At 74.5% G+C, this 22,785-nt stretch carries 7 protein-coding genes; 5 read left to right on the forward strand and 2 right to left on the reverse strand.

Annotated elements, in window-relative coordinates; genetic code table 11:
- Positions 1-18 precede the first annotated feature (18 nt).
- From KM933_RS18570 to KM933_RS18585, 4 genes are all read left to right on the forward strand, one after another.
- Complete coding sequence (locus KM933_RS18570) at positions 19-5,973, forward strand: type I polyketide synthase (RefSeq protein WP_430727340.1); 5,955 nt, start codon at positions 19-21, stop codon at positions 5,971-5,973.
- A gap of 99 nt (positions 5,974-6,072) precedes the next feature.
- On the forward strand, positions 6,073-7,008 hold the full coding sequence (locus KM933_RS18575; RefSeq protein WP_221353561.1) for a proline iminopeptidase-family hydrolase: 936 nt from the start codon (positions 6,073-6,075) through the stop codon (positions 7,006-7,008).
- A gap of 7 nt (positions 7,009-7,015) precedes the next feature.
- Positions 7,016-17,194 carry a type I polyketide synthase gene (locus KM933_RS18580; protein ID WP_221353562.1) on the forward strand — a complete coding sequence of 3,393 codons (10,179 nt, stop codon included), beginning with the start codon at positions 7,016-7,018 and terminating at the stop codon, positions 17,192-17,194.
- 47 nt (positions 17,195-17,241) lie between these two features.
- A complete protein-coding gene (locus KM933_RS18585; RefSeq protein WP_308013447.1) occupies positions 17,242-18,477 on the forward strand; it encodes a cytochrome P450 in 1,236 nt (411 codons plus the stop codon).
- Between the two features lie 434 nt (positions 18,478-18,911).
- On the opposite strand, the gene KM933_RS18590 is transcribed toward KM933_RS18585, so the two are convergent.
- Positions 18,912-20,528 carry an MFS transporter gene (locus KM933_RS18590; protein WP_221353564.1) on the reverse strand — a complete coding sequence of 539 codons (1,617 nt, stop codon included), beginning with the start codon at positions 20,526-20,528 and terminating at the stop codon, positions 18,912-18,914.
- A gap of 100 nt (positions 20,529-20,628) precedes the next feature.
- Between KM933_RS18590 and KM933_RS18595 the strand changes: the two genes are divergently transcribed.
- Positions 20,629-21,225 carry a TetR/AcrR family transcriptional regulator gene (locus KM933_RS18595; RefSeq protein ID WP_221353567.1) on the forward strand — a complete coding sequence of 199 codons (597 nt, stop codon included), beginning with the start codon at positions 20,629-20,631 and terminating at the stop codon, positions 21,223-21,225.
- A 7-nt stretch (positions 21,226-21,232) separates the two neighbouring features.
- On the opposite strand, the gene KM933_RS18600 is transcribed toward KM933_RS18595, so the two are convergent.
- Positions 21,233-22,747, reverse strand: a complete 1,515-nt coding sequence (locus KM933_RS18600) for an amino acid adenylation domain-containing protein (RefSeq protein WP_221353569.1) — start codon at positions 22,745-22,747, stop codon at positions 21,233-21,235.
- Positions 22,748-22,785 lie beyond the last annotated feature (38 nt).

Consider the following 22,785-nt stretch of genomic DNA (forward strand, 5'->3'; position numbering starts at 1 on the left):
CAGAAACTCGTCGCGGCGCTGCGCGCGTCGCTCAAGGAGACCGAGAACCTGCGGACGCGCAACCGCGCCCTGCAGGCAGCCTCCCGCGAACCGGTGGCGATCGTGGCGATGAGCTGCCGCTACCCCGGCGCGGCCTCGCCCGAGCAGCTGTGGCAGCTGGTCGACGGCGGGACGGACGCCGTCTCACGGTTCCCGACCGACCGCGGCTGGGACGAGGCGGGCATCTACGACCCCGAACCCGGCAAGCCCGGCAAGACCTATGCCCGCGAGGGCGGGTTCCTGTACGACGCCGCCGAGTTCGACCCCGAGTTCTTCGGGATCGCGCCGAACGAGGCGCTGGTCATGGACCCGCAGCAGCGGCTGCTCCTGGAGGCGTCCTGGGAGGTCCTGGAGCGCGCGGGCATCGACCCGACCACGCTCAAGGGCAGTGCGACCGGTGTGTTCGCCGGGATGATGTACCACGACTACACCTACAACAACAGCACGGGCGCCCTCGCCTCCGGCCGGGTCGCCTACACCCTGGGGCTCGAAGGCCCCGCGGTCACCGTCGACACCGCCTGCTCCTCGTCCCTGGTCGCCCTGCACTGGGCGATCCAGGCCCTGCGGTCGGGCGAGTGCTCGCTCGCCCTCGTCGGCGGCGTGACGGTGATGGCGACGCCCGAGACGTTCATCGAGTTCAGCCACCAGCGCGGACTGGCGACCGACGGCCGCTGCAAGTCGTACGCGGACGCGGCCGACGGCACCGGCTGGGGCGAGGGCGTGGGCATGCTGCTCGTCGAGCGGCTGTCGGACGCCCGCCGCAACGGGCACCCCGTGCTGGCCGTCGTCCGCGGGACGGCGATCAACCAGGACGGCGCGTCCAACGGCTTCAGCGCGCCCAATGGCCCCTCCCAGCAGCGGGTGATCAAGCAGGCGCTGGCCAACGCCCGGCTCTCCGCCGACCAGGTCGACCTGGTCGAGGGCCACGGCACGGGCACCACGCTCGGCGACCCGATCGAGGCACAGGCCCTGCTCGCCACCTACGGGCGCGACCGGGACCAGCCGCTGTGGCTCGGCTCCATCAAGTCCAACATCGGCCACACCCAGGCCGCCGCGGGCGTCGCGGGCATCATCAAGGTGGTCCAGGCCATCCGGCACGGCGTCATGCCGCGCACCCTCCACGTGGACGAGCCGTCCGGACAGGTGGACTGGACGGCGGGCGAGGTCCGGCTGCTCACGGAGGCACGGCACTGGCCGGACGCAGGGCGTCCGCGCCGCGCGGGCGTCTCGTCCTTCGGCATCAGCGGCACCAACGCCCACGTGATCATCGAGGAGGCGCCGCCCACCGGGCCGGCCGGCGAATCGTCCACCGAGCCGGTCGCGGGGAAGGCCGCGCCGTCGGCCGCGACCACCGCGGGACCCCTCCTGTGGACCCTGTCGGCCCGCAGCCCCGAAGCGCTGCGCGCCCAGGCCGAACGCCTCCACGCCCACCTGGCGGAACGGCCGGAGCTGGCCCCCGCGGACGTGGGCCTCTCGCTGGCGACGGGACGCGCGGCCCTCGAACACCGCGCGGCCGTCGTCGCCGACGACCGTACGGCCCTGCTCGCGGGCCTCACCGCACTGGCCGGGGGAACCCCCTCGCCCTCCGTCGTCACCGGCAAGAGGCACGAGGGGAAGACGGCCTTCCTGTTCACCGGCCAGGGGAGCCAGCGCCCCGGCATGGGCCGGGAGCTGTACGAGGCGTTCCCGGTGTACGCCGCCGCGTTCGACGCGGTGTGCGAGGCGACGGGGCTGCCCCTGCGGGACGTGGTGTGGGGCGAGGGGGAGACCCTCGGCCGTACGGAGTTCACCCAGCCGGCGATCTTCGCCCTGGAGGTGGCGCTGTTCCGGCTGCTGGAGTCCTGGGGGGTGCGCCCGGACTTCCTGGCCGGGCACTCCATCGGCGAGCTGGCGGCCGCGCACGTCGGGGGAGTGCTGGAGCTGGCGGACGCGGCACGGCTGATCACCGCGCGCGGACGGCTGATGCAGGCGCTGCCGGAGGGCGGCGCGATGGTGGCGGTCGAGGCCACGGAGGAGGAGGTGGCACCGCTGCTGACCGACGGGATGGGGATCGCCGCGGTCAACAGCCCCTCCTCGGTGGTGCTCTCCGGCGCCGAGGACGAGGTGGCCGCGGTCGCCGCACGGTTCGCCGGGCGCAAGATGAGCCGGCTGTCCGTGTCGCACGCCTTCCACTCGCCGCTCATGGAGCCGATGCTGGAGGACTTCCGCAAGGTCGCCGAGAGCGTCACCTACCACCGGCCGGTGATCCGGCTGGCCAAGGACGTGACGTCGGCGGACTACTGGGTGCGGCACGTACGGGAGGCCGTGCGGTTCGCCGACGACGTACGGCGGCTGGCCGGCGAGGGCGTGACCCGGTTCCTGGAGATCGGGCCGGACGGCATCCTCACCGCCATGGCCCGGCAGACCGTGCCGGACGCCACCGCGGTGGCCGCCCTGCGCCGCGACCGCCCCGAGACCGGCACGCTGCTGACGGCCCTCGCCCGCCTGCACACCACCGGCGCCCCACCGGACTGGACCGCGTTCTTCGCGGACCGGGCGGCCCGCCGCGTCGACCTGCCCACCTACGCCTTCCAGCGCAGCCGCTACTGGCTCCAGGAGCCGCTGAGCTGGGAGGGTGCCAACGCGGCGGCCATGGGCCTCACCGCGCTCGACCACCCCCTGCTGAGCGCCGAGATAGCGGTGCCCGGCGCGGACACCGTGGTCTTCACCGGGCGGCTGTCGACGGACACCCAGCCCTGGCTGGCCGACCACGAGGTGCTCGGCGCGACCCTGCTGCCGGGGACGGCGTTCGTCGAACTGGCCGTGCGGGCCGGTGACCAGGTCGGCCACCGGGTCCTGGAGGAACTGACCCTGCGGGCGCCGCTGGCCCTGCCCGAGGAGGGCGGCGTACGGCTGCGGCTGACGGTCGGGGCACCGGACGCGGACACGGGCCGGCGCCCCCTCGGTATCCACTCGCGCGAGGAGGACGCCGACGACGGCACCGGCTGGACCCTGCACGCGGAAGGCGTACTGGCATCCGAAGATCCCGGCGCCCCCGGGGAGTCCGGCGTCCCGGCCTCCTTCGACCTGGGCGCATGGCCGCCGGACGAGACGGCGCGCATCGCCACCGAGGACGCCTACGAACGCTTCCGGGACCTCGGCTACGCGTACGGCCCGGCCTTCCAGGGGCTCAGGGCGGCCTGGCGCGTCGGCGACGAGACGTTCGCCGAGGTGGCGCTCGACGACGTCGGCGGCACCGAGAGCTTCGTCCTGCACCCGGCCCTGCTCGACTCCGCCCTGCACGCGGTCATCCTCGGCGCGGGCGAGGACGACGCGACGTCGCTGCCGTTCGCCTGGAAGGGCGTGCGGCTGCACGCCTCCGGCGCCACGGCCGCACGGGTGCGGCTGACGCCCGACGGCGAGGGCGGCACCCGCATCCTCGTCGCCGACGGCCAGGGCCGTCCCGTCGCCTCCGTGGAGGCGCTGCTCTCCCGGGAGGTGTCGGCCGAACAGCTGGCGTCCGCGCGCTCCCGGTCCGGCGACTCCCTCCTGCGCCTCGCCTGGACGCCCGTCACCGCCGGTGCGGCCGACGCCGACTGGACGCCGGTCACCGACCTCGCGCAGCTCTCCGGCCCCGTGCCCGCCACGGTCGCGCTGACGCTGCCCGGCGGTACGGGTGACACCGCCCAGGACGTCAGGACCGTCACCGCCACGGTCCTGCGGGCCCTGCAGACATGGTTCGCGGACGAACGGTTCGCCGACAGCAGGCTCCTGGTCGTCACCCGCGCCGACGAGCTCGCGCACGCCGGCGCGTGGGGCCTGGTCCGCGCCGCCCGCGCGGAGGACCCGCGGCGCCTGGCGCTGCTGGAGACGGACGACGGGGACCCGGAGACGATCGGCCGCGCCGCCGCCTGCGACGAGCCCGAACTGCGGGCGCAGGACGGGCAGCTGCTGATCCCGCGGCTGACCCGCGCCCCGGCGGAACCCACGGGGGAAACCCCCTGGGACCGGCCCGGCACCGTGCTCGTCACCGGCGGCACCGGAGGGCTCGGCGCGCTCGTCGCCCGTCACCTGGTGACCCGGTACGGCGTCCGGGACCTGCTGCTCACCAGCCGCCGCGGCATCGACGCCGAAGGCGCCGCCGACCTGCACCGGGAACTGACCGGCCTCGGCGCGACGGTCGAGATCGCCGCGTGCGACGTGGCCGACCGGGACGCCCTGCGGACACTGCTGACCGGCCGCACCCTCGCCGCCGTCGTGCACACGGCCGGTGTGCTGGCCGACGCGCTCGTCGCCAACCTGACGCCGGACAGCCTCGAACGCGTACTGCGTCCCAAGGTGGACGGCGCGCTCAACCTGCACGACCTCACCCGCGACCAGGACCTGGGCGCCTTCGTGCTGTTCTCGTCGGCGGCCGGTGTGCTCGGCTCGCCCGGCCAGGGCAACTACGCCGCCGCCAACACGTTCCTCGACGCGCTCGCCCTGCGCCGCCGCGCCGAGGGACTGCCCGGACAGTCCCTCGCCTGGGGCCTGTGGGCGGAGACCGGCGGCATGGCGGGCGGTCTCGCGGAGGCCGACCTGCGGCGGCTGCGCCGCCAGGGCATGCCCGCGCTGTCCTCGGCCGACGGCCTCGCGCTGTTCGACGCGGCGACCGCGGGACCCGAGGCGGCCCCGGTCCTGATGGGCCTGGACCTGCGGGTGCTGCGCGGCGGGTCCGAGGACGAACTGCCCGTGCTGCTGCGCGGCCTGGTCCCGGCCGGGCGGCGCCGCGCCGCGGGCCCCGACCCGCAGGCGCTGCGGCGCGAGCTGGCGGCCATGCCGCAGGAGCGCCGGGAGGCGGCCCTGCGCGACCTGGTGCTGGGCCTCGCCGCCACCGTGCTCGGACACGCGGGCCCCGAGGCGGTCGACCCCGACCGCGACTTCATGGAGACCGGGTTCGACTCGCTCACCGCGATGGAACTGCGCACCACGCTCAACGCCGCCACCGGGCTGACACTCCCCACGATGGCGGTGTTCGACAGCAAGAACCCGGCGGGTCTGGCCCGCCTGGTCGCCGACGAACTGGCGTCCGGACCCGCCCGCGCCGACAGCCCCGCCGCCGAGGCCCCGGCTGACCGGGAGGAGACCGTGACCGAGCTGTTCCGCCAGGCGGTCCGGGACGGCGACACCTCGGGCGGGATGACCCTGCTGGCGGCGGTCGCCGCCCTGCGGCCCCGGTTCTCCTCGCCGGCCGGCCTCGGCCGCCTCCCGAGGGCGGTGCAGATGGCCGACGGCCCGCGCCGCCCCCGGCTGATCTGCCTGGCCACGCCCATGGCGGCCGGCGGTGTGCACCAGCACGCGCGGCTGGGCTCGGAGTTCCGCGACATCCGGCACGTGTCGGCGATGCCGCTGCCCGGGTTCCAGCGCGACGAACCGCTGCCCGAGTCCGCCGAGGCGCTGGCGCGGGTCCTGGGCGAGGCCGTGCTGGAGGCGGCCGAGGGCGAGCCGTTCGTCCTGCTCGGCTACTCCTCCGGCGGCCTCATCGGGCACGTCCTCGCCCGCCACCTGGTGGAGGAGGTCGGGGCACCGCCCGCCGGACTCGTCCTCGTCGACACCTTCCGCGTCGAGGACACGGCGATGGACGTCGGATTCGGCCGCCTGATGGGCGAGGTGCTGACGATGGAGTCGACCTTCGGCAGCTACGACGCCACCCGCCTGTCCGCGATGCCCTACTACTTCCAGCAGGTACTGGCGGACTTCGACCCCGTCCCCCTGCCCGTGCCGACCCTGTTCGTCCAGGCGTCCGAGCCGTTCGTCGAACCGCCCGAGGGCGTCGACCCGGCACAGCTGCGGGCCCGGCCCTGGGACCCCGCGCACACCCTGCGCACCGTCGAGGGCCACCACTTCTCCCTCGGACAGGAGCACGCCCCGGTGACCGCCCGGGTCATCGAGGAGTGGCTGGTGACGCCCGACTGAGCGAGGCCGACACCAGGTGCCCCCGGGGGATGTGCACGCCGCGTACGGGGGACGCGGCACCGCTGCAGAGAGAACGACCCGAACTTAGGTGGTTTGAGAATGGCGTCCACGCCCACGTCCCAGGGAACCGTTCCCTTCCGGGAGTACAAGACCTGGTACCGCATGACCGGGCAGCCCGGGCCGGGCCGTCCGGCCCTGGTCGTCGTGCACGGCGGACCCGGCTCCACGCACGACTACCTGAAGGGCCTGTCCGTCTACGCCGAACGCGGCTGGACCGTGGTCCTCTACGACCAGCTCGGCAACGGGGGATCCACCCACCTGCCGGACGCCGACCCCTCCTTCTGGAACCCGCAGCTGTTCCGGGACGAGCTGGAGAACCTGCTGGAGCGGCTCGGCGTCGCCGACGACTACGTCCTGTTCGGGCAGTCGTGGGGCGGGATGCTGTCCGCCTGGCACGCCTCGGACCGCCCCGCCGGACTGCGCGGACTGGTCATCGCCGACTCCCCGGCCTCGTACCCGCTGTGGCTGTCGGAGATGGACGTGCTGCGCGCCCAGCTGCCACCGGGCGTGGACGACACGCTGCGGCGCCACGAGGCCGCGGGCACCACCGACAGCGAGGAGTACCTGGAGGCGATGCTGGTCTTCTACAGCCGGCACGTCTGCCGCGTCGAACCGTGGCCCGACGACCTCATGGCCTCCTACCTGGAGGCCGCCGCCGACCCGACGGTCTACCGCACCATGAACGGCCCCAACGAGTTCCACGTCATCGGCAGCCTGCGGGACTGGTCGGTGATCGACTGCCTGCACCGCATCGAGGCGCCCACCCTCATCATCTCCGGCCGCCACGACGAGGCCACCCCGGTCACGGTGCGCCCCTTCCAGGAGCTCATCCCGAACGCCCACTGGGAGATCCTCGAGGACTCCAGCCACTCCCCGCACTTCGAGGAACCGGAACGGTTCTACGCGGTGCTCGGCGCATTCCTCGACTCGGTCGGCGCGATCGGCGCGCGGGCCACGACGGTGAGCGGAGGCTGAGACGACGGTGGATGCCAAGGTCGAGGAGATCGTCGAGGCGCTGCGCGGCTCGCTGGTCGAGAACGAACGCCTGCGACAGGACAACGAGAGCCTGCGCGCCGCGGCGGACGAGGCCGCCGAGCCCGTCGCGATCATCGGTATGGCCTGCCGCTTCCCCGGCGGGGCCGACTCCCCGGAGCAGCTGTGGTCGCTGGTCGACGAGGGCCGTGACGCCATCGGCCCGTTCCCCGTCGACCGCGGCTGGGACCTGAGCACGCTGTACGACCCCGAGCCCGGCAAGCCCGGCAAGAGCTACGTCCGCCACGGCGGGTTCCTGCACCAGGCGGCGCTGTTCGACCCCGAGTTCTTCGGGATCAGCCCGCGCGAGGCGCTCACCATGGACCCCCAGCAGCGGCTCCTGCTGGAGATCACCTGGGAGGCCGTGGAGCGGGCCGGCCTGGACCCGGTGTCCCTGCGCGGCAGCCGCACCGGCGTGTTCGCCGGCGCCATGTACCACGACTACGGCATCACCAGCAGCGACGGCAGCCTGGTCTCCGGCCGCGTCGCCTACACCCTCGGCCTGGAGGGCCCGGCGGTCACCGTCGACACGGCCTGCTCCTCGTCCCTGGTGGCCCTCCAGTGGGCGTCGCGGTCCCTGCGCGCTGGGGAGTGCACCCTGGCGCTGGCCGGCGGTGTCAGCGTCATGGCCACGCCCGAGACGTTCATCGAGTTCAGCGAGCAGCGCGGGCTGTCGCCCGACGGCCGCTGCCGCTCCTTCGCGGACGCGGCCGACGGCACCGGCTGGAGCGAGGGCGCGGGCGTCCTGCTGCTGGAGAAGCTGTCCGACGCCCGCCGCAACGGACACCCCGTGCTGGCCGTCGTCCGCGGGACGGCGGTCAACCAGGACGGCGCGTCCAACGGGTTCAGCGCGCCCAACGGCCCCTCCCAGCGCCGGGTGATCCAGCAGGCGCTCACCGAGGCCGGGCTGACGGCCGCCGACATCGACCTCATGGAGGGCCACGGCACCGGCACCTCGCTCGGCGACCCCATCGAGGCACAGGCCCTGCTGGCCACGTACGGCCAGGGCCGCCCCGAGGGCCGGCCGCTGTGGCTGGGCTCGATCAAGTCGAACATCGGCCACTCCCAGGCCGCCGCCGGAGTCGCGGGCGTCATCAAGACGGTCGAGGCCATCCGGCACGGCACGCTGCCCAGGACCCTGCACGCCGACGAGGCGTCCTCGCAGGTGGACTGGGCGGCCGGGGACGTCCGGCTGCTCACCGAGCCCCGCGAGTGGCCCGACGCCGGCCGTCCGCGCCGCGCCGCCGTCTCCTCGTTCGGCGTCAGCGGCACCAACGCCCACGTGATCATCGAGCAGGCGGAGCCGGAGACGGCACCGGAGCCCGCGCCCGCCGCACCGCGCCCGGTGTCCGGCGTGCCCGTGCCGCTGCCGCTGTCGGCGAAGAGCGAGCCCGCGCTGCGGGCCGCGGCCCGGCAGCTCGCCGACCACCTGCGGACCACCCCCGCCCCGGACCCCGTGGACGTGGGGTTCACCCTGGCCACCAGCCGCGCCGGGCTCGCCCGCCGCGCCGTCGTGGTCGGCCGCGACCGCGCCGAGCTCCTCGGCGCGCTGGACGCGCTGGCGCAGGACGCCCCCCTCGACGGCACCGCCCGGGCGGGCGGGCTGACCGCCTTCCTGTTCACCGGGCAGGGCAGCCAGCGGCTCGGCATGGGCCGCGAGCTGTACGAGGCGTTCCCCGTGTTCGCGCGCGCCTTCGACGAGGTGTGCGCCCTGCTGGACCCCGCGGTGCGCGAGGTGATGTGGGGCGACGAGGCCGCCCTGGCCCGTACGGAGTCCACCCAGCCGGCGATCTTCGCCGTGCAGGTGGCGCAGTTCCGGCTCTTCGAGTCCTGGGGCGTGCGGCCCGACTTCGTGGCCGGGCACTCCATCGGCGAACTGGCCGCCGCGCACGTCGCCGGGGTGTTCTCCCTGCCGGACGCCGCCGCGCTGATCACGGCGCGGGGCCGGCTGATGGGCGCGCTGCCGCCCGGCGGCGCGATGGTGGCCGTCGAGGCCACCGAGGAGGAGGTGCTCCCGCTGCTGGGCGAGGGCGTCGGCATCGCCGCCGTCAACGGCCCCACCGCCGTGGTGCTCTCCGGGACCGAGGACGCCGTCGCCGCCGCCGTGGCACGGCTGGACGGACGCAGGACGAACCGGCTGAAGGTCTCCCACGCCTTCCACTCGCCGCTGATGGACCCGATGCTGGCGGAGTTCCGCGAGGTCGCGCGGAACGTGACGTACACCGAGCCGCGGGTGCCGGTCGTCGCGGCCGGCGAGGTGACCGACGCGGAGCACTGGGTGCGGCACGTGCGCGAGGCGGTGCGGTTCGCCGACGCGGTGACCCGCCTGGAGGCCGAGGGCGTCACCCGCTACCTGGAACTGGGCCCCGACGGCGTCCTGACCGCCATGGCCCGCGGGTGCCTCACCACCACCGCCGACACCGCCGTACTGGTCCCGGCGCAGCGCCGCCGCGAGCCCGAGGCCGTCGCCGCCCTCACCGCCCTGGGCCGCCTGCACGGCGCGGGCCTGCGCGTCGACTGGACGGCCGTGTTCGACGGGCGCGGCGCGCGCCGCGTGGACCTGCCCACCTACCCCTTCCAGCGCGCCCGCTACTGGCTCGACAAGAGCGGCCTGGGCGGCGACGTCGCGTCCGCCGGCCTGGACCGGCCCGGCCACCCGCTGCTCGGCGCGCTGGTGCACCTGCCCGGCTCCGACGGAGTGGTGTTCACCGGACGCCTGTCCGCCGGAGCGCACCCCTGGCTGACCGACCACACCGTGGCCGGCTCCGTCCTGCTGCCCGGCACCGCCTACGTGGACCTGGCCGTACGCGCCGGCGACCAGGTGGGCTGCCGCCGCGTCGAGGACCTCGCCCTGGGCGTGCCGCTGATCCTGCCCGAGCACGGCGGCGTCCACCTCCAGGTCGCCGTCGGGGCACCCGACGCCTCGGGACGCCGCCCGGTGTCCGTGTACTCCCGCGCCGACGACGCCCCGCTCGACCGCGAATGGGTCCTGCACGCCGAGGGCACCCTGACCGCCGGCGCGGACGAGCCGTCCGGGGACCTCGCCGTGTGGCCGCCGCGCGACGCCGAGCCCCTCTCCGTCGAGGGCCTCTACGAACGGCTGGAGTACGGGCCCACCTTCCGCGGGCTGCGCACCGCCTGGCGGCGCGGCGACGACCTGTTCGCCGAGATCAGCCTCCCGGAGGGCGTCGGCGCCGGGGACTTCGGCCTGCACCCCGCCCTGCTCGACTCGGCGCTGCACGCGCTCGACCTGACGAACGAGGACGCGACGGCGCTGCCGTTCTCCTGGTCGGACGTCACCCTGCACGCCGAGGGCGCCACGACCGCGCGGGTCCGCCTGCGCCCCGGCAACGGCGACTCGGTGGCCCTGGAGCTGGCCGACGTCACCGGCCGCCCGATCGCCTCCGTCGGCTCGGTGGCGCTGCGCCCCTTCACCGCCGGCGATCTGGCGCCCGCCCGGGCCCGGGTCGCGGACGCGCTGTTCCGTGTGGAGTGGGTCCCGGCCACCGGCGGGCACGCGCCCGCCGATGGCACCGGGGCGCTCGTCCACCACTGCCCGCCGACCGAGGGCGACACGCCCGCCGCGGTGCGCGCGGTGACGGCCGGTGTGCTGGAGGCCGTGCAGAACGCCCTCGACGGCGACGCCGTCCTCGTCGTCGTCACCCACGGCGCCGCCGACGGCTCCGACCTCGGCCATGCCGCCGCCCAGGGGCTGGTGCGCGCGGCCGAGAGCGAGAACCCCGGCCGTTTCGTGCTGGTCGACACCGACGCCCCCGTCGAGCCGGCCGCCGTCCTGGCGTACGGCGAGCCCGAACTGCGCGTCCGCGGGGGCGAGGTGACGGTGCCGCGACTGGCCCGCGCCCCGCTCGGCGCGGACACCTCCGGCGCGGACACCTCCGGCACGGACACCCCTGGCACGGACACCTCCGGCACGGACACCCCTGGCACGGACACCCCTGTCTGGGACCCCGACCGCACCGTCCTCGTCACCGGCGGGACCGGCGCCCTCGGCGCCGCCGTCGCCCGCCACCTCGTCACCCGGCACGGGGTGCGCCACCTGCTGCTCACCGGCCGCCGCGGCCCGGACGCGCCGGGAGCCGCCGAACTCACGGCGGAACTCACCGACCTGGGCGCCCGGGTCGAGGTGGCCGCCTGCGACGTGGCGGACCGCGACGCGCTGGCCGCCCTGCTCGACGGGCGGCACCTCGGCGGGATCGTGCACACGGCGGGCGTGCTGGACGACGGCGTGATCCCCTCGCTGACGCCCGAGCGCGTCGACGAGGTCCTGCGGCCGAAGGCCGACGCGGCCTGGCACCTGCACGAACTCACCCGTGACGCGGAGCTGACCGCGTTCGTCGTCTTCTCGTCCGTCGCCGGTGTCCTCGGCGCCCCCGGACAGGGCAACTACGGCGCCGCCAACGCGTTCCTCGACGCCCTCGCGCGCCGCCGGCACGCCGACGGACTGCCCGCCCTGTCCCTGGCCTGGGGGCCGTGGGCCGGGAGCGGCATGGCGGACGGCCTCGACCAGGGCGGCCTGCGCCCCCTGGCGCAGGACGAGGCACTGGCGCTGTTCGACGCGGCCGCCGGCACCGCCGAACCGGCGCTCGTACCCGCCCGGTTCGACCCGGCGGCCTTCGACACGCCCCCGCCGGTCCTGCGCGCGATCGTCCGCGGCCGGTCCCGCCGCGTCTCCGACGCCGCCGCACCGGCGGCCGACACCCTGCTGCGCAGGCTGGCCGGGCTCCCCGAGGACGAGCGCGTCGCCGAACTCGTCGGCATCGTCCGCTCCCAGGCCGCGGCCGTCCTGCGCCACTCGGGAGCCGACGCCCTCGACCCCGACCTGAGCTTCCGCGACCTCGGGTTCGACTCGCTCACCGCGATCGAGCTGCGCAACCTGCTGAGCACCGTCACCGGGATCCGGCTGCCCGCCACCCTCGTCTTCGACTACCCGACCCCCACGGACCTGGCGCGGCACCTCCTGGAGCAGCTGTCCGGGGCCGTGACCCGCACCTCCGCCGTCTCCGCGGTGGGCGCGGCGGACGACGAACCGATCGCCGTCGTCGCGATGGCGTGCCGCTACCCGGGCGGCGTGGACTCGCCCGAGGGGCTGTGGCGGCTGGTCGAGGAGGGCGTCGACGCGGTGTCGCCGTTCCCCTCCGACCGGGGCTGGGACGTCGAGGGCATCTACGACCCCGAGCCGGGCAAGCCCGGCCGGACCTATGTCCGTGAAGGCGGGTTCCTGCACGACGCCGCCCGCTTCGACGCGGACTTCTTCGGCATCAGCCCGCGCGAGGCCCGGGACATGGACCCGCAGCAGCGGCTGCTCCTCGAGGTGTCGTGGGAGGCGCTGGAGCGTGCCGGGATCGCCCCCACCGCGCTGAAGGGCACCCCGACGGGCGTGTACGCGGGCGTCATGTACCACGACTACGCGGGCGGCAACGGCGGCGGCAGCCTCGTCTCGGGCCGCGTCTCCTACACCCTCGGTCTCGAAGGACCCGCGGTGACCGTGGACACGGCCTGCTCGTCCTCGCTGGTGGCCCTGCACTGGGCGGCCCAGGCGCTGCGCTCGGGGGAGTGCTCCCTCGCCCTCGTCGGCGGCGTGACCGTCATGAGCACCCCGCAGTCGTTCATCGACTTCAGCGAGCAGCGCGGACTGGCCGCCGACGGCCGCTGCAAGTCCTTCTCGTCCTCCACCGACGGCACCTCCTGGGGCGAGGGCGCCGGCCTCCTGGTCGTCGAGCGGCTCTCGGACGCCCGCCGCAACGGCCACCCGGTCCTCGCGGTGGTCCGCGGCAGCGCCCTGAACCAGGACGGCGCCAGCAACGGCCTGACCGCGCCCAACGGCCCCTCCCAGCAGCGGGTCATCCAGCAGGCGCTGGCCAACGCGGGCCTGTCGCCGGCCGAGGTCGACGCCGTCGAGGCGCACGGCACCGGCACCACCCTGGGTGACCCGATCGAGGTGCAGGCCCTGCTCGCCACGTACGGACAGGACCGCCCCGAAGGGCGCCCGCTGTGGCTCGGGTCGGTCAAGTCGAACCTGGGGCACACCCAGGCGGCGGCCGGCGTCGCGGGGATCATCAAGATGGTGCAGGCCATGCGGCACGCCACGCTCCCCAGGACACTGCACGTGGCGGAGCCCACGCGGCAGGTGGACTGGGAGGCGGGCGACGTCCGGCTGCTGACCGAGGCCCGCGAGTGGCCCGACGACGGCCGTCCGCGCCGTGCGGGCGTGTCCTCGTTCGGCATCAGCGGGACGAACGCGCACGTGATCATCGAGTCGGCGCCGCCGGCCCGGGAGGAGCCCGGGGAGCGCCACGCCCTGCCGGTCGTGCCGATCGCCGTCTCGGCCAGGACGCCCGGGGCGCTGCGGGCCCAGATCGAGCGGATCGGCGCGGCCGCCGCGGACCACGACCCGCTCGACGTGGCCTGGTCCGCCGCGACCGGCCGCGCCGCCCTCGAACACCGGGCCGTGCTCCTCGGTCCCGAGACGGTCACCGAGGAGGTCACCGACGGCAGGACCGCGTTCCTGTTCACCGGACAGGGCAGCCAGCGCCTGGGCATGGGCCGGGAGCTGTACGAGGTCTTCCCGGCCTTCGCGACGGCGTTCGACGAGGTGTGCGAGGCGACGGGCCTGCCCCTCAAGGACGTGATGTGGGGCGACGAGGAGGCCCTGAACACCACGGAGTTCACCCAGCCCGCGGTCTTCGCCCTGGAGGTCGCCCTCTTCCGGCTGGTGCGGTCCTGGGGCATCAGGCCCGACCTCCTGGCCGGGCACTCGATCGGCGAGCTCGCGGCGGCCCACGTGGCGGGGGTCCTCGACCTCGGCGACGCGGCCCGCCTGGTGGTCGAACGGGGCCGGCTGATGCAGGCGCTGCCGCCCGGCGGGGCGATGGTGGCGATCCAGGCCACGGAGGAGGAGGTCACGCCGCTGCTCACCGAGGAGGTGGGCGTCGCGGCGGTCAACGGCCCCAGCTCGGTGGTCGTCTCGGGCACCGAGGACGCGGTGGCGGCGCTCGCCGAGCACTTCACCGACCGCAAGAGGAACCGCCTCTCCGTCTCGCACGCGTTCCACTCGCCGCTCATGGAGCCGATGCTGGCCGACTTCCGCAAGGTCGCGGAGAGCGTCACCTACCACGAACCGCGGATCCGGCTCGTCAAGGACGTGGCCTCGGCCGCGTACTGGGTGGGGCACGTGCGCGACGCCGTCCGCTTCGCCGACGACGTACGCCGGCTGCACGACGAGGGCGTGACGCGGTTCCTGGAGATCGGCCCGGACGGTGTCCTGACCGCCCTGGCGCAGCAGAACGCCGAAGGGGTGACCGCGGCCACGCTGCGCCGCGACCGCCCCGAGACGGAGAGCCTGCTGACCGGGGTCGCACGGCTGTACGCGGCGGGCGTGACGGTCGACTGGAGCGCCGTCCTCGCCGGACGCGGCGCACACCGCGTCGACCTGCCCACCTACCCCTTCGAGCGGGAGCGGTACTGGGTGGCCGAACCGCCCAGGGCCGCCGCCGGACTGGACACGGTCGAGCACCCGTTGCTGACCGCGATGGTCGGGCTGCCGGACACCGGCGGGGCCGTCCTCACCGGCCGGCTCTCCCTGGACTCCCACCCCTGGCTCGCCGACCACGACGTACTGGGCACCCTGCTGCTGCCCGGCACCGGTCTGGTCGAGCTGGCACTGCAGGCCGCCCGGGAGACGGGATGCGCGACGGTCGAGGAACTGACCCTCGCCGCACCGCTGATCGTCCCCGAGAACGGCGGGGTCGCCGTCCGGGTCGTCGTCGGCGGCCCGGACGGCTCCGACGCCCGCACCGTGGAGATCTACTCGTCCCTCGACGACGAGACCTGGACCCGCAACGCGTCCGGCACCGTCACCCCGTCCGTCCCGCCGCCCGCGGCGGACCTGACGCAGTGGCCGCCGGGCGACGCGACGCCGCTGCCGGTCGAGGGCGCCTACGAGCGCCTGCTCGCCCGCGGCTACGACTACGGGCCGACCTTCCGGGGCCTGCGGGCCGCCTGGCGGCGGAGCACCGGCGAGGTGTTCGCCGAGGTCGCGCTCCCGGAAGGGGCGGAGGCCGCCCGGTTCGGCCTGCACCCGGCGCTGCTCGACGCGGCCATGCACGTGGGGCTGATCCAGGCCGACGGCACCGAGGCACCGGAGCTGCCGTTCTCCTGGAACGGCGTCTCGCTGCACCGCGCCGGCGCCTCGGTGCTGCGTGTGCGCCTGGTGGACGACGACAAGGGCGAGGGCACCGAGGTGCTCGTCGCCGACGAGACCGGCAGGCCCGTGCTGACCGTCGAGGCCCTCACGTCGCGGCCCGTGTCGGCCGAACAGCTGCGGGCCGGCGGGGACCACCGCGAGTCGCTGTTCGCCCTCACCTGGACCGAGGCCGCCGGGCGGTCCGCGCCGACGGTGCCCGTCACGGTGTACGAGGCCCCGCGGGCGGACGGCGACACACCCGGGGCCGCGCACGCGGTCACCGGGCGGGTGCTCGCACACCTCCAGGAGTGGCTGGCCGGCACCGCCGGGAGCGAGGAGCGGCTCACGGTCGTCACCCGCAACGCGGTACAGGTCGCCGACGAGGACGTCGACCCGGTCCAGGCACCCGTCTGGGGCCTGGTACGGGCCGCCGCGGCGGAGCACCCCGGCCGCTTCGCCCTGCTCGACCTCGACGACGGGGCGGCCGTGCCCCCGCCCGTCGACGAACCCGAGGCGGCGCTGCGCGGGGGCGGACTCCTCGTCCCGCGGTTCGCCCGCGTCCCCGCCGCCGCGGTGGACGGCGAGCACACACCCTGGACCCCGGAGTCGACGGTGCTGATCACCGGCGGGACCAGCGGTCTCGGCGCCCTGGTCGCCCGTCACCTGGTGACGGCGCACGGCGTCCGGCGGCTGGTCCTGACCAGCCGCCGGGGCGAGGACGCGCCCGGCGCGGCGGAACTGCGCGCCGAACTGTCCGCCCACGGCGCGCAGGTGGGCATCGAGGCGTGCGACGTCGCCGACCGCGCCGCGCTCGCCGGAGTGCTGGCCCGCCATCCCGTCGACGCGGTCGTGCACGCGGCCGGCGTCGTGGACAACGGACTGGTCCGGGACCTGACGCCGCAGCGCACGGCGGACGTACTGCGGCCCAAGGTGGACGGCGCCTGGAACCTGCACGAACTGACGGCCGGCCGCGACCTGTCGGCGTTCGTGCTGTTCTCCTCGCTCGGCGGTTCCCTGCTGGCCGCGGGACAGGGCAACTACGCCGCGGCGAACGCGTTCCTGGACGCGCTCGCCCTGCACCGCCACCGGGCCGGACTCCCGGCGACCTCCCTGGCGTTCGGCCTGTGGGAGGCCGAGACCGGCCTCGGCGAGCTGACCGAGGCCGACCGGACGCGCATGCTGCGCATGGGCCTGCCCGCCCTGTCGCAGGAGGAGGGCCTGGCGCTGCTGGACGACGCGCTGCGCACCCGGCAGCCGGCCCTGGCCCCGTTCGGTCTGGACACGGCCGCCCTGCGGGCCCGCGGCGCCGACCGTCTGCCGCACCTGCTGCGCGGCCTGGTGCCCGCCGGGCGCCGCCGCACCGAGGAACCGGGCGCGGCGGGCGCCGCCGACGGCGGCGCGGAGCTGCGGCGCAGGCTCGCGGCCCTGGCCGACGACGCCGAGCGCGACCAGCTCCTGCTCGACCTGGTGCGTACGCAGGTCGCGGCGGTGCTCGGCCACGAGGGCACCGACGCGGTGCGCCCCGAACGGGCCTTCAAGGACCTCGGGTTCGACTCGCTCACGGCCGTGGAACTGCGCAACGGCCTGCGCACGCTGACCGGCCTGAAACTGCCCGCCACCCTGGTGTTCGACCACCCGACACCCGCCGCGGTCGTCGGCCGGCTGCGCGAGCAGCTCGGCGAGGGCGGCGGGCCCGCGGTGTCGCCGCTGGAGACGGAACTGGCCCGCCTGGAGACGGTGCTGGCATCGGCGACCCCCGACGAGGAGGCGTACGGCAGGGTCGCGGACCGCCTGCGCGCCCTGACGACCCACTGGATCGAGACCCACCGGCCGGACGAGGAAGCGCAGAGCGATCTCGACTCCCTCTCGGCCGACGAACTGTTCGACGTCCTCGACGGCGAGCTGGACACACGGTCCGCGCCGTGAAAGCGACCGGACCGGAATCACCATTGATGAACGAGGAGATCACCCAAGTGGCCACCGAAACGACCCCCACGCACCAGCAGGCCGACGACGCGTTGATCACGCTTCTCTCGCCGCCGTTCCCGGACGACCCGTTCCCCCTCTACGAGACCCTGCAGTCGTCGAACCGTGTCCACAGCTCCTCACTGGGGATCTACGCGCTGTCCGGGTACGAGGAGGTGACCGAGTTCCTGAAGCTGCCCGACGTCCACAGCGGCGCCCGGGCCGCCGCCCAGATGCGCGAGGACTGGGGCAACCACCTCTCCCTGCGCATGTACCTGAACTCGATGGTCACGCTCAACGCGCCCGACCACGGCCGGGTCCGCGGTCTGGCCAGCCGTGTCTTCACCCCCAGCAAGATCAAGAAGATGCAGCCCTCGGTGGAGCGGCTCACCGACGCCCTCATCGAGGACCTCGTCAAGCAGTCGGCCGACGGTGAGCCGGTCGACCTGGTCGACCTGCTGGCCAACCCCTTCCCCGTCGCGGTCATCAGCGACATGCTCGGCCTCCCCTTCGAGGACGGCAAGCACCTGTGGAAGCTGGCCGACGACTGGTCCCGCGTCTTCTCCGGCATCTACAACGACGAGGACCTGGCCGCCGCCAACGCCGCGGCCGAGGAGCTGACCGGCTACTTCCGTGAGGTGATCGAGACCCTCCGCGCCCAGCCGCGCGAGGACCTGATGTCCTCGCTCGTCCAGGAGGCGTCCAACGGCAAGATCGACGAGGACGAGCTGCTGGCGCTCATCCTCTTCCTGTTCACCGCCGGCTTCGCCGCCACCACCAACCTCATCGCGACCGGGGTGCTCGCGCTCGTGGAGCACCCCGACGAGCTGAAGCGCTGGCGCGAGGACAAGAGCATCACGGCGTCGGCCGTGGAGGAGCTGCTGCGCCACACCGCCCACACCACCTCGTCGAGCCGCCTCACCACGCGGCCCGTCACCATCGGCGGCACCGAGATCCCCGAGGGCGTCCTCGTGCTGACCCTGCTGGCCGCCGCCAACCGCGACCCGCGGCGCTTCCCGGACCCGCACCGCCTGGACCTGACCCGCAACAACGGCCCCCACCTGAGCTTCAGCGCCGGAGGCCACTACTGCTTCGGCGGCAGCCTGGCCCGTATCGAGGGCGCCGAGCTCTTCCCGAAGCTGATCGACACGTTCTCCGTCATCGAGCCGGCCGGCACCCCCGACCGCCGCGCCATCATGGGCCTGACCGGCTACACGTCGCTCCCGGTGATCCTGCGCCGCTGACCGGCCGTCCGGCACCCGGACGACTCCGTACGAAGAGGAGGCCCTGCGCGAAGGTCGCGCAGGGCCTCCTGCATGGCCGGCACCGGTCCGGCACCGACGGTTCCCCGCCCGGGCGGGCCCCGCCCGGGACCGGAGCGGAGGCCGGGTGCGGGCCCGGTCGTCCCGGGCCCGGCTCCGGATTCGGCCCTCCCGGGCGCGGGCGCGGGGTGCGGTCCCGGCCCTCCCGCATACGGAAGCGAACCCGGTTGTCCCGGGAGCGGGCCGGGCCTGGCTGCGGCCCTCCCGGACACGGGTGCGGACCAGGCCCTCCCGGACTCGGACCCGTATCCGTATCCGGGCGCGGGCACGGCCCCCGAACGCGGACGCGGATCCGGCCGCCCCGGATACGGGGCGGCCGGATCCGCGCCTTCCGGACCGTCCGGCTGTCGTGGCCGTTACTTCTTCGCTGCCGCCGTCTCAGCTGTCTCGGCAGTCCCGGTCGGCTCGGCCGTCTCCGTGGGCCCGGCCGCGTCGGCGGCCGCCCCGTCGGCGGCCGGTGCGGACCCGGCGGGCGTCCTGACGTGGCGCAGGAGCAGTACCGCGCCCACCGCGCCCACCAGCATGACGGCGCCCCCCACCACGGCGCTGAGGTTCATGCCGCGGGTGAACGCCTCCCTCGCGGCGTCCAGCAGGGTGTCGCCCGCGCCGCCCGGCAGGTGACCGGCCACCTCCGTCGCGCCGCCGAGCGAACCCTCGGCGGCCTCGGCCGCGTCCGGCGGCAGCCCCGCCGTCGCGTCGGTGACATCACGGGTGTAGACGGCGGCGCCGATGCTGCCGAGGATCGCCACGCCCAGCGCGCCGCCGAGCTGGTTGCTGGTCTCCGGCAGCGCGGCGGCCGCGCCGACGCGCTCCGGCGGGGCCGCGGAGACGATCAGGTCGGCGGTCAGGGGGATCGCCATGCCCACCCCGGCCGACAGCACGCTCGCGCCGATCACCGCCATGGCCAGGCTCGAATCGGCCCGCAACTGCGTCATGATCGCGAAACCGGCCGCCGTGATCACCATGCCGGCGCCGATGATGTGGCCGGGCCGCACCGTCTTGGCCAGCACGGCGGCCACCGAGGTCGTCACCGCCACCGCCACCGGCGCGGGCAGGGTCCACAGTCCGGCCTCCAGCGGGCTCAGCCCGTGCACCAGCTGGATCCACTGGGTGGCGAAGAGCAGGAAGCCGACCATCGCGAACAGGGCCACCAGGTTGACGCCGATGGACGCGCTGAATCCGCGGTCCCGGAACAGGCTCAGGTCGATCAGCGGATTCGGTGCCGTGCGCTGGCGCAGGACGAACAGCACGCCCACCGCGACGCCGAGGGCCAGGACGGCCACGTACGTCCAGGAGAAGCCGTCGTCGGCCAGCTCCTTGATGCCGTAGATGACCGGCAGCAGGGCGCCCAGGGACAGGACGGCGCCGAGGAAGTCGAAGCGGCCCGGCTGCGGGTCGCGGTGCTCCGGCAGGAGCAGGGGGCCGAGGACCAGGATCAGGACCGTGACCGGGATGTTGATGAGGAAGACCGAACCCCACCAGAACTCCTCCAGCAGCAGGCCCGACACGATCGGGCCCAGCGCGGCGCCGCCGGAGAGGCCGGCGGTCCACACCGCGATGGCGGTGCGGCGCTGGGTGGGGTCGCGGAACATGTTGCGGATCAGGGCGAGGGTGGAGGGCGCGAGCACGGCCCCGGACATACCGAGGACGGCGCGCGCGAGGATCAGCAGCTCGGCGCTGCTCGCGTGGGCGGCGGCGAAGGACGAGGCGCCGAAGACCACCGCGCCGATCATCAGGAGTCGCCGGCGGCCTATGTGGTCGCCGAGGGTGCCCATGGCGATCAGCAGTCCGGCGAGCATGAACGCGTAGATGTCCACGATCCACAACTGCTGTGTGGCGCTGGGTTCCAGGGAGGCGCTGAGGAAGGGCAGCGCGAAGTACAGGACGGTCATGTCCATCGACATCATCAGGACGGGGACCACGAGGACGGCGAGGCCGACCCACTCCTTCAAGGTCGCACGTTCGGGGCTCATGACCGTGACTCTAGATTTGTATAAGTCATCTGTCTATGTCAGATTCTGTCTAATACGCTTGTATAATACATTTCTCCGGCGGGTTCCCTAGACTCTGCCCATGGGACACCGAGAGGACCTGCTGGCCGGGGCGAAGCGCTGTCTGTACCAGAAGGGGTACGCCCGCACCACGGCACGGGACATCGTCGAGGCGTCGGGCGCGAACCTGGCCTCGATCGGCTACCACTACGGCACCAAGGAGGCACTCCTCAACGCGGCGATCATCGAGGCGCTGGAGGAGTGGGCCCAGGAGCTCAAGGGCGCCCTGGCCGACGTGGCGGACCTGCCCGACGACCCCGTCGAGCGGTTCGAGTCGGTCTGGACGCGCGTGATCGAGCTGTTCGAACGGCACCGGCCGGTCTGGTCGGCCCAGTTCGACGCGATCTCCCAGCTCGACCACGTGCCCAGGGTCCGCACCTTCTTCGTCGAGGCGCAGCAGCAGGCGAAGAAGGGGCTGGTCGACCTCCTCTGGCGCGGCGGCGCCCCGCCCGCGGGCACCGAGACGGCGGTCGGGCAGTTCTACCACGCACTGCTCAGCGGTGTGATGATGCAGTGGGTGGTGGACCCCGAACACGCCCCGACGGGCAGGTCGCTCGCCGAGGCGCTGCGGGCGGTCATGGAGGACGCGCGGCGGTTCGGGTCGGGAAGCGCCGTCTGAGGGTGCGTCAGGAAGCGCCGTCCGAGAGCGCGGCCGCCTCGCGCGCCAGCCGGGCCCGGTCCACCTTGCGGTTGGAGTTCAGCGGGAACTCCGCCACGTGCAGGAACGCCTTGGGCAGCATGGCGTCGGGGAGGTGGGTGGCCAGCGCCTGGCGCAGGGCCGCCGGCGGGACCCGGTCGCCGGTGTAGTAGACGACGAGCTCCAGCCCGCCGTGCGCCGCGGGGCGGGTCACGGCGGCCGCGTTCTGGACGCCCGGGTACTGCCGGACGACATGGTCGATCTCGGCCAGTTCGATCCGGAAGCCGTGGATCTGCACCTGGGCGTCCAGGCGGCCCAGGTAGACCAGCTCGCCGTCGGCCAGGCGCCGCACCCGGTCGCCCGTCCGGTACCAGCGCCGGCCGTCGCGCTCCAGGAACCGGCCGTGGTCGTCCTCGGGGTCCAGGTAACCGGACGTCATCTGCGGGCCGCTGATGCACAGTTCGCCCTCGGTCTGCGACTCGGTGCCCTCGTCGAGCAGGATGTGCTCGTGGCCCTCGTGCACCCGGCCGATCGGGACGACCCCGTTCACCGCCAGGGCCGGTGAGGTCTCCGGCGACCAGCGGTGCCCGGTGATGGTCACGGTGCCCTCGGTCGGCCCGTACAGGTTCTCGATCCTCGACCGGGGCGCGGCGACCTGCCAGGCGGCGGCGTCCTCGCACAGCAGCGCCTCGCCCGCGAAGAAGCTCCACCGCAGCGTGGGCATCGAGCCCGGGGTCAGGCCGCCCATCCGCTTGATGAAGGAGATGCCGCTCGGGGTGGAGAACCACACGGTCATCCGCCGCTCGGCGAAGAACGCGGGCAGGTCCCGGTGGGCCGCCGGGGGGATCGCGTGCACCGCGGCCCCGTTGCCCCAGGCGCAGAACATCTCGAACATCGCGCAGTCGAAGTTGAGGTCGACGTTCTGGCAGAACACGTCCTCGGGGCCGAAGTCGTAGCGCTTGTCCAGCAGGGTGAAGTAGTGGTCGTTGGCGGCGTGCGTGATCGGCACGCCCTTGGGGCGGCCCGTCGAGCCCGACGTGAAGAGTATGTACGCGACGTCGGACGGCCGGACGGCCGCCGGCGCGTCGAGCGCGGGGGCGGGCGCGGACTCGTCCAGGACGGGCAGGTCGAGGCCGGTCTCCGCGAGGGAGGCCCGGCCGGCCGCGTCGGCGAGGACCGCGGACACCCCGGCCGCGACGAGCATCCGGCGGGTGCGCTCGGCCGGGAACCGCGGGTTGAGCGGTACGACCGTGACGCCGGCGTACATCGCCGCCAGGATCCCGACGTACGCGAACGGGCTCTTGTCCGCCAGCACGGCGACGGCCCGCGGCGGCTGCGGTGCCATGGCCAGCAGCGCCCCCGCCCGGCGCAGCGCCAGCTCGTGCATGGCCTCGTACGTCAGGCTCTCGGCGTCCACACGGACCGCGGTCCGGCCCGGCGACAGCTCCAGGCCGCGCAGAAATCGTTCGTGCAGACCGCGTCCGGTGACGGCTGATTCGATCATTGTCCTTGCTCCGCGGGAAGGAAAGGGGTGGGTAGGGG

Origin of the sequence: Streptomyces beigongshangae (assembly GCF_019710745.1) — a bacterium.
Taxonomy (GTDB): Bacteria; Actinomycetota; Actinomycetes; order Streptomycetales; family Streptomycetaceae; genus Streptomyces; species Streptomyces beigongshangae.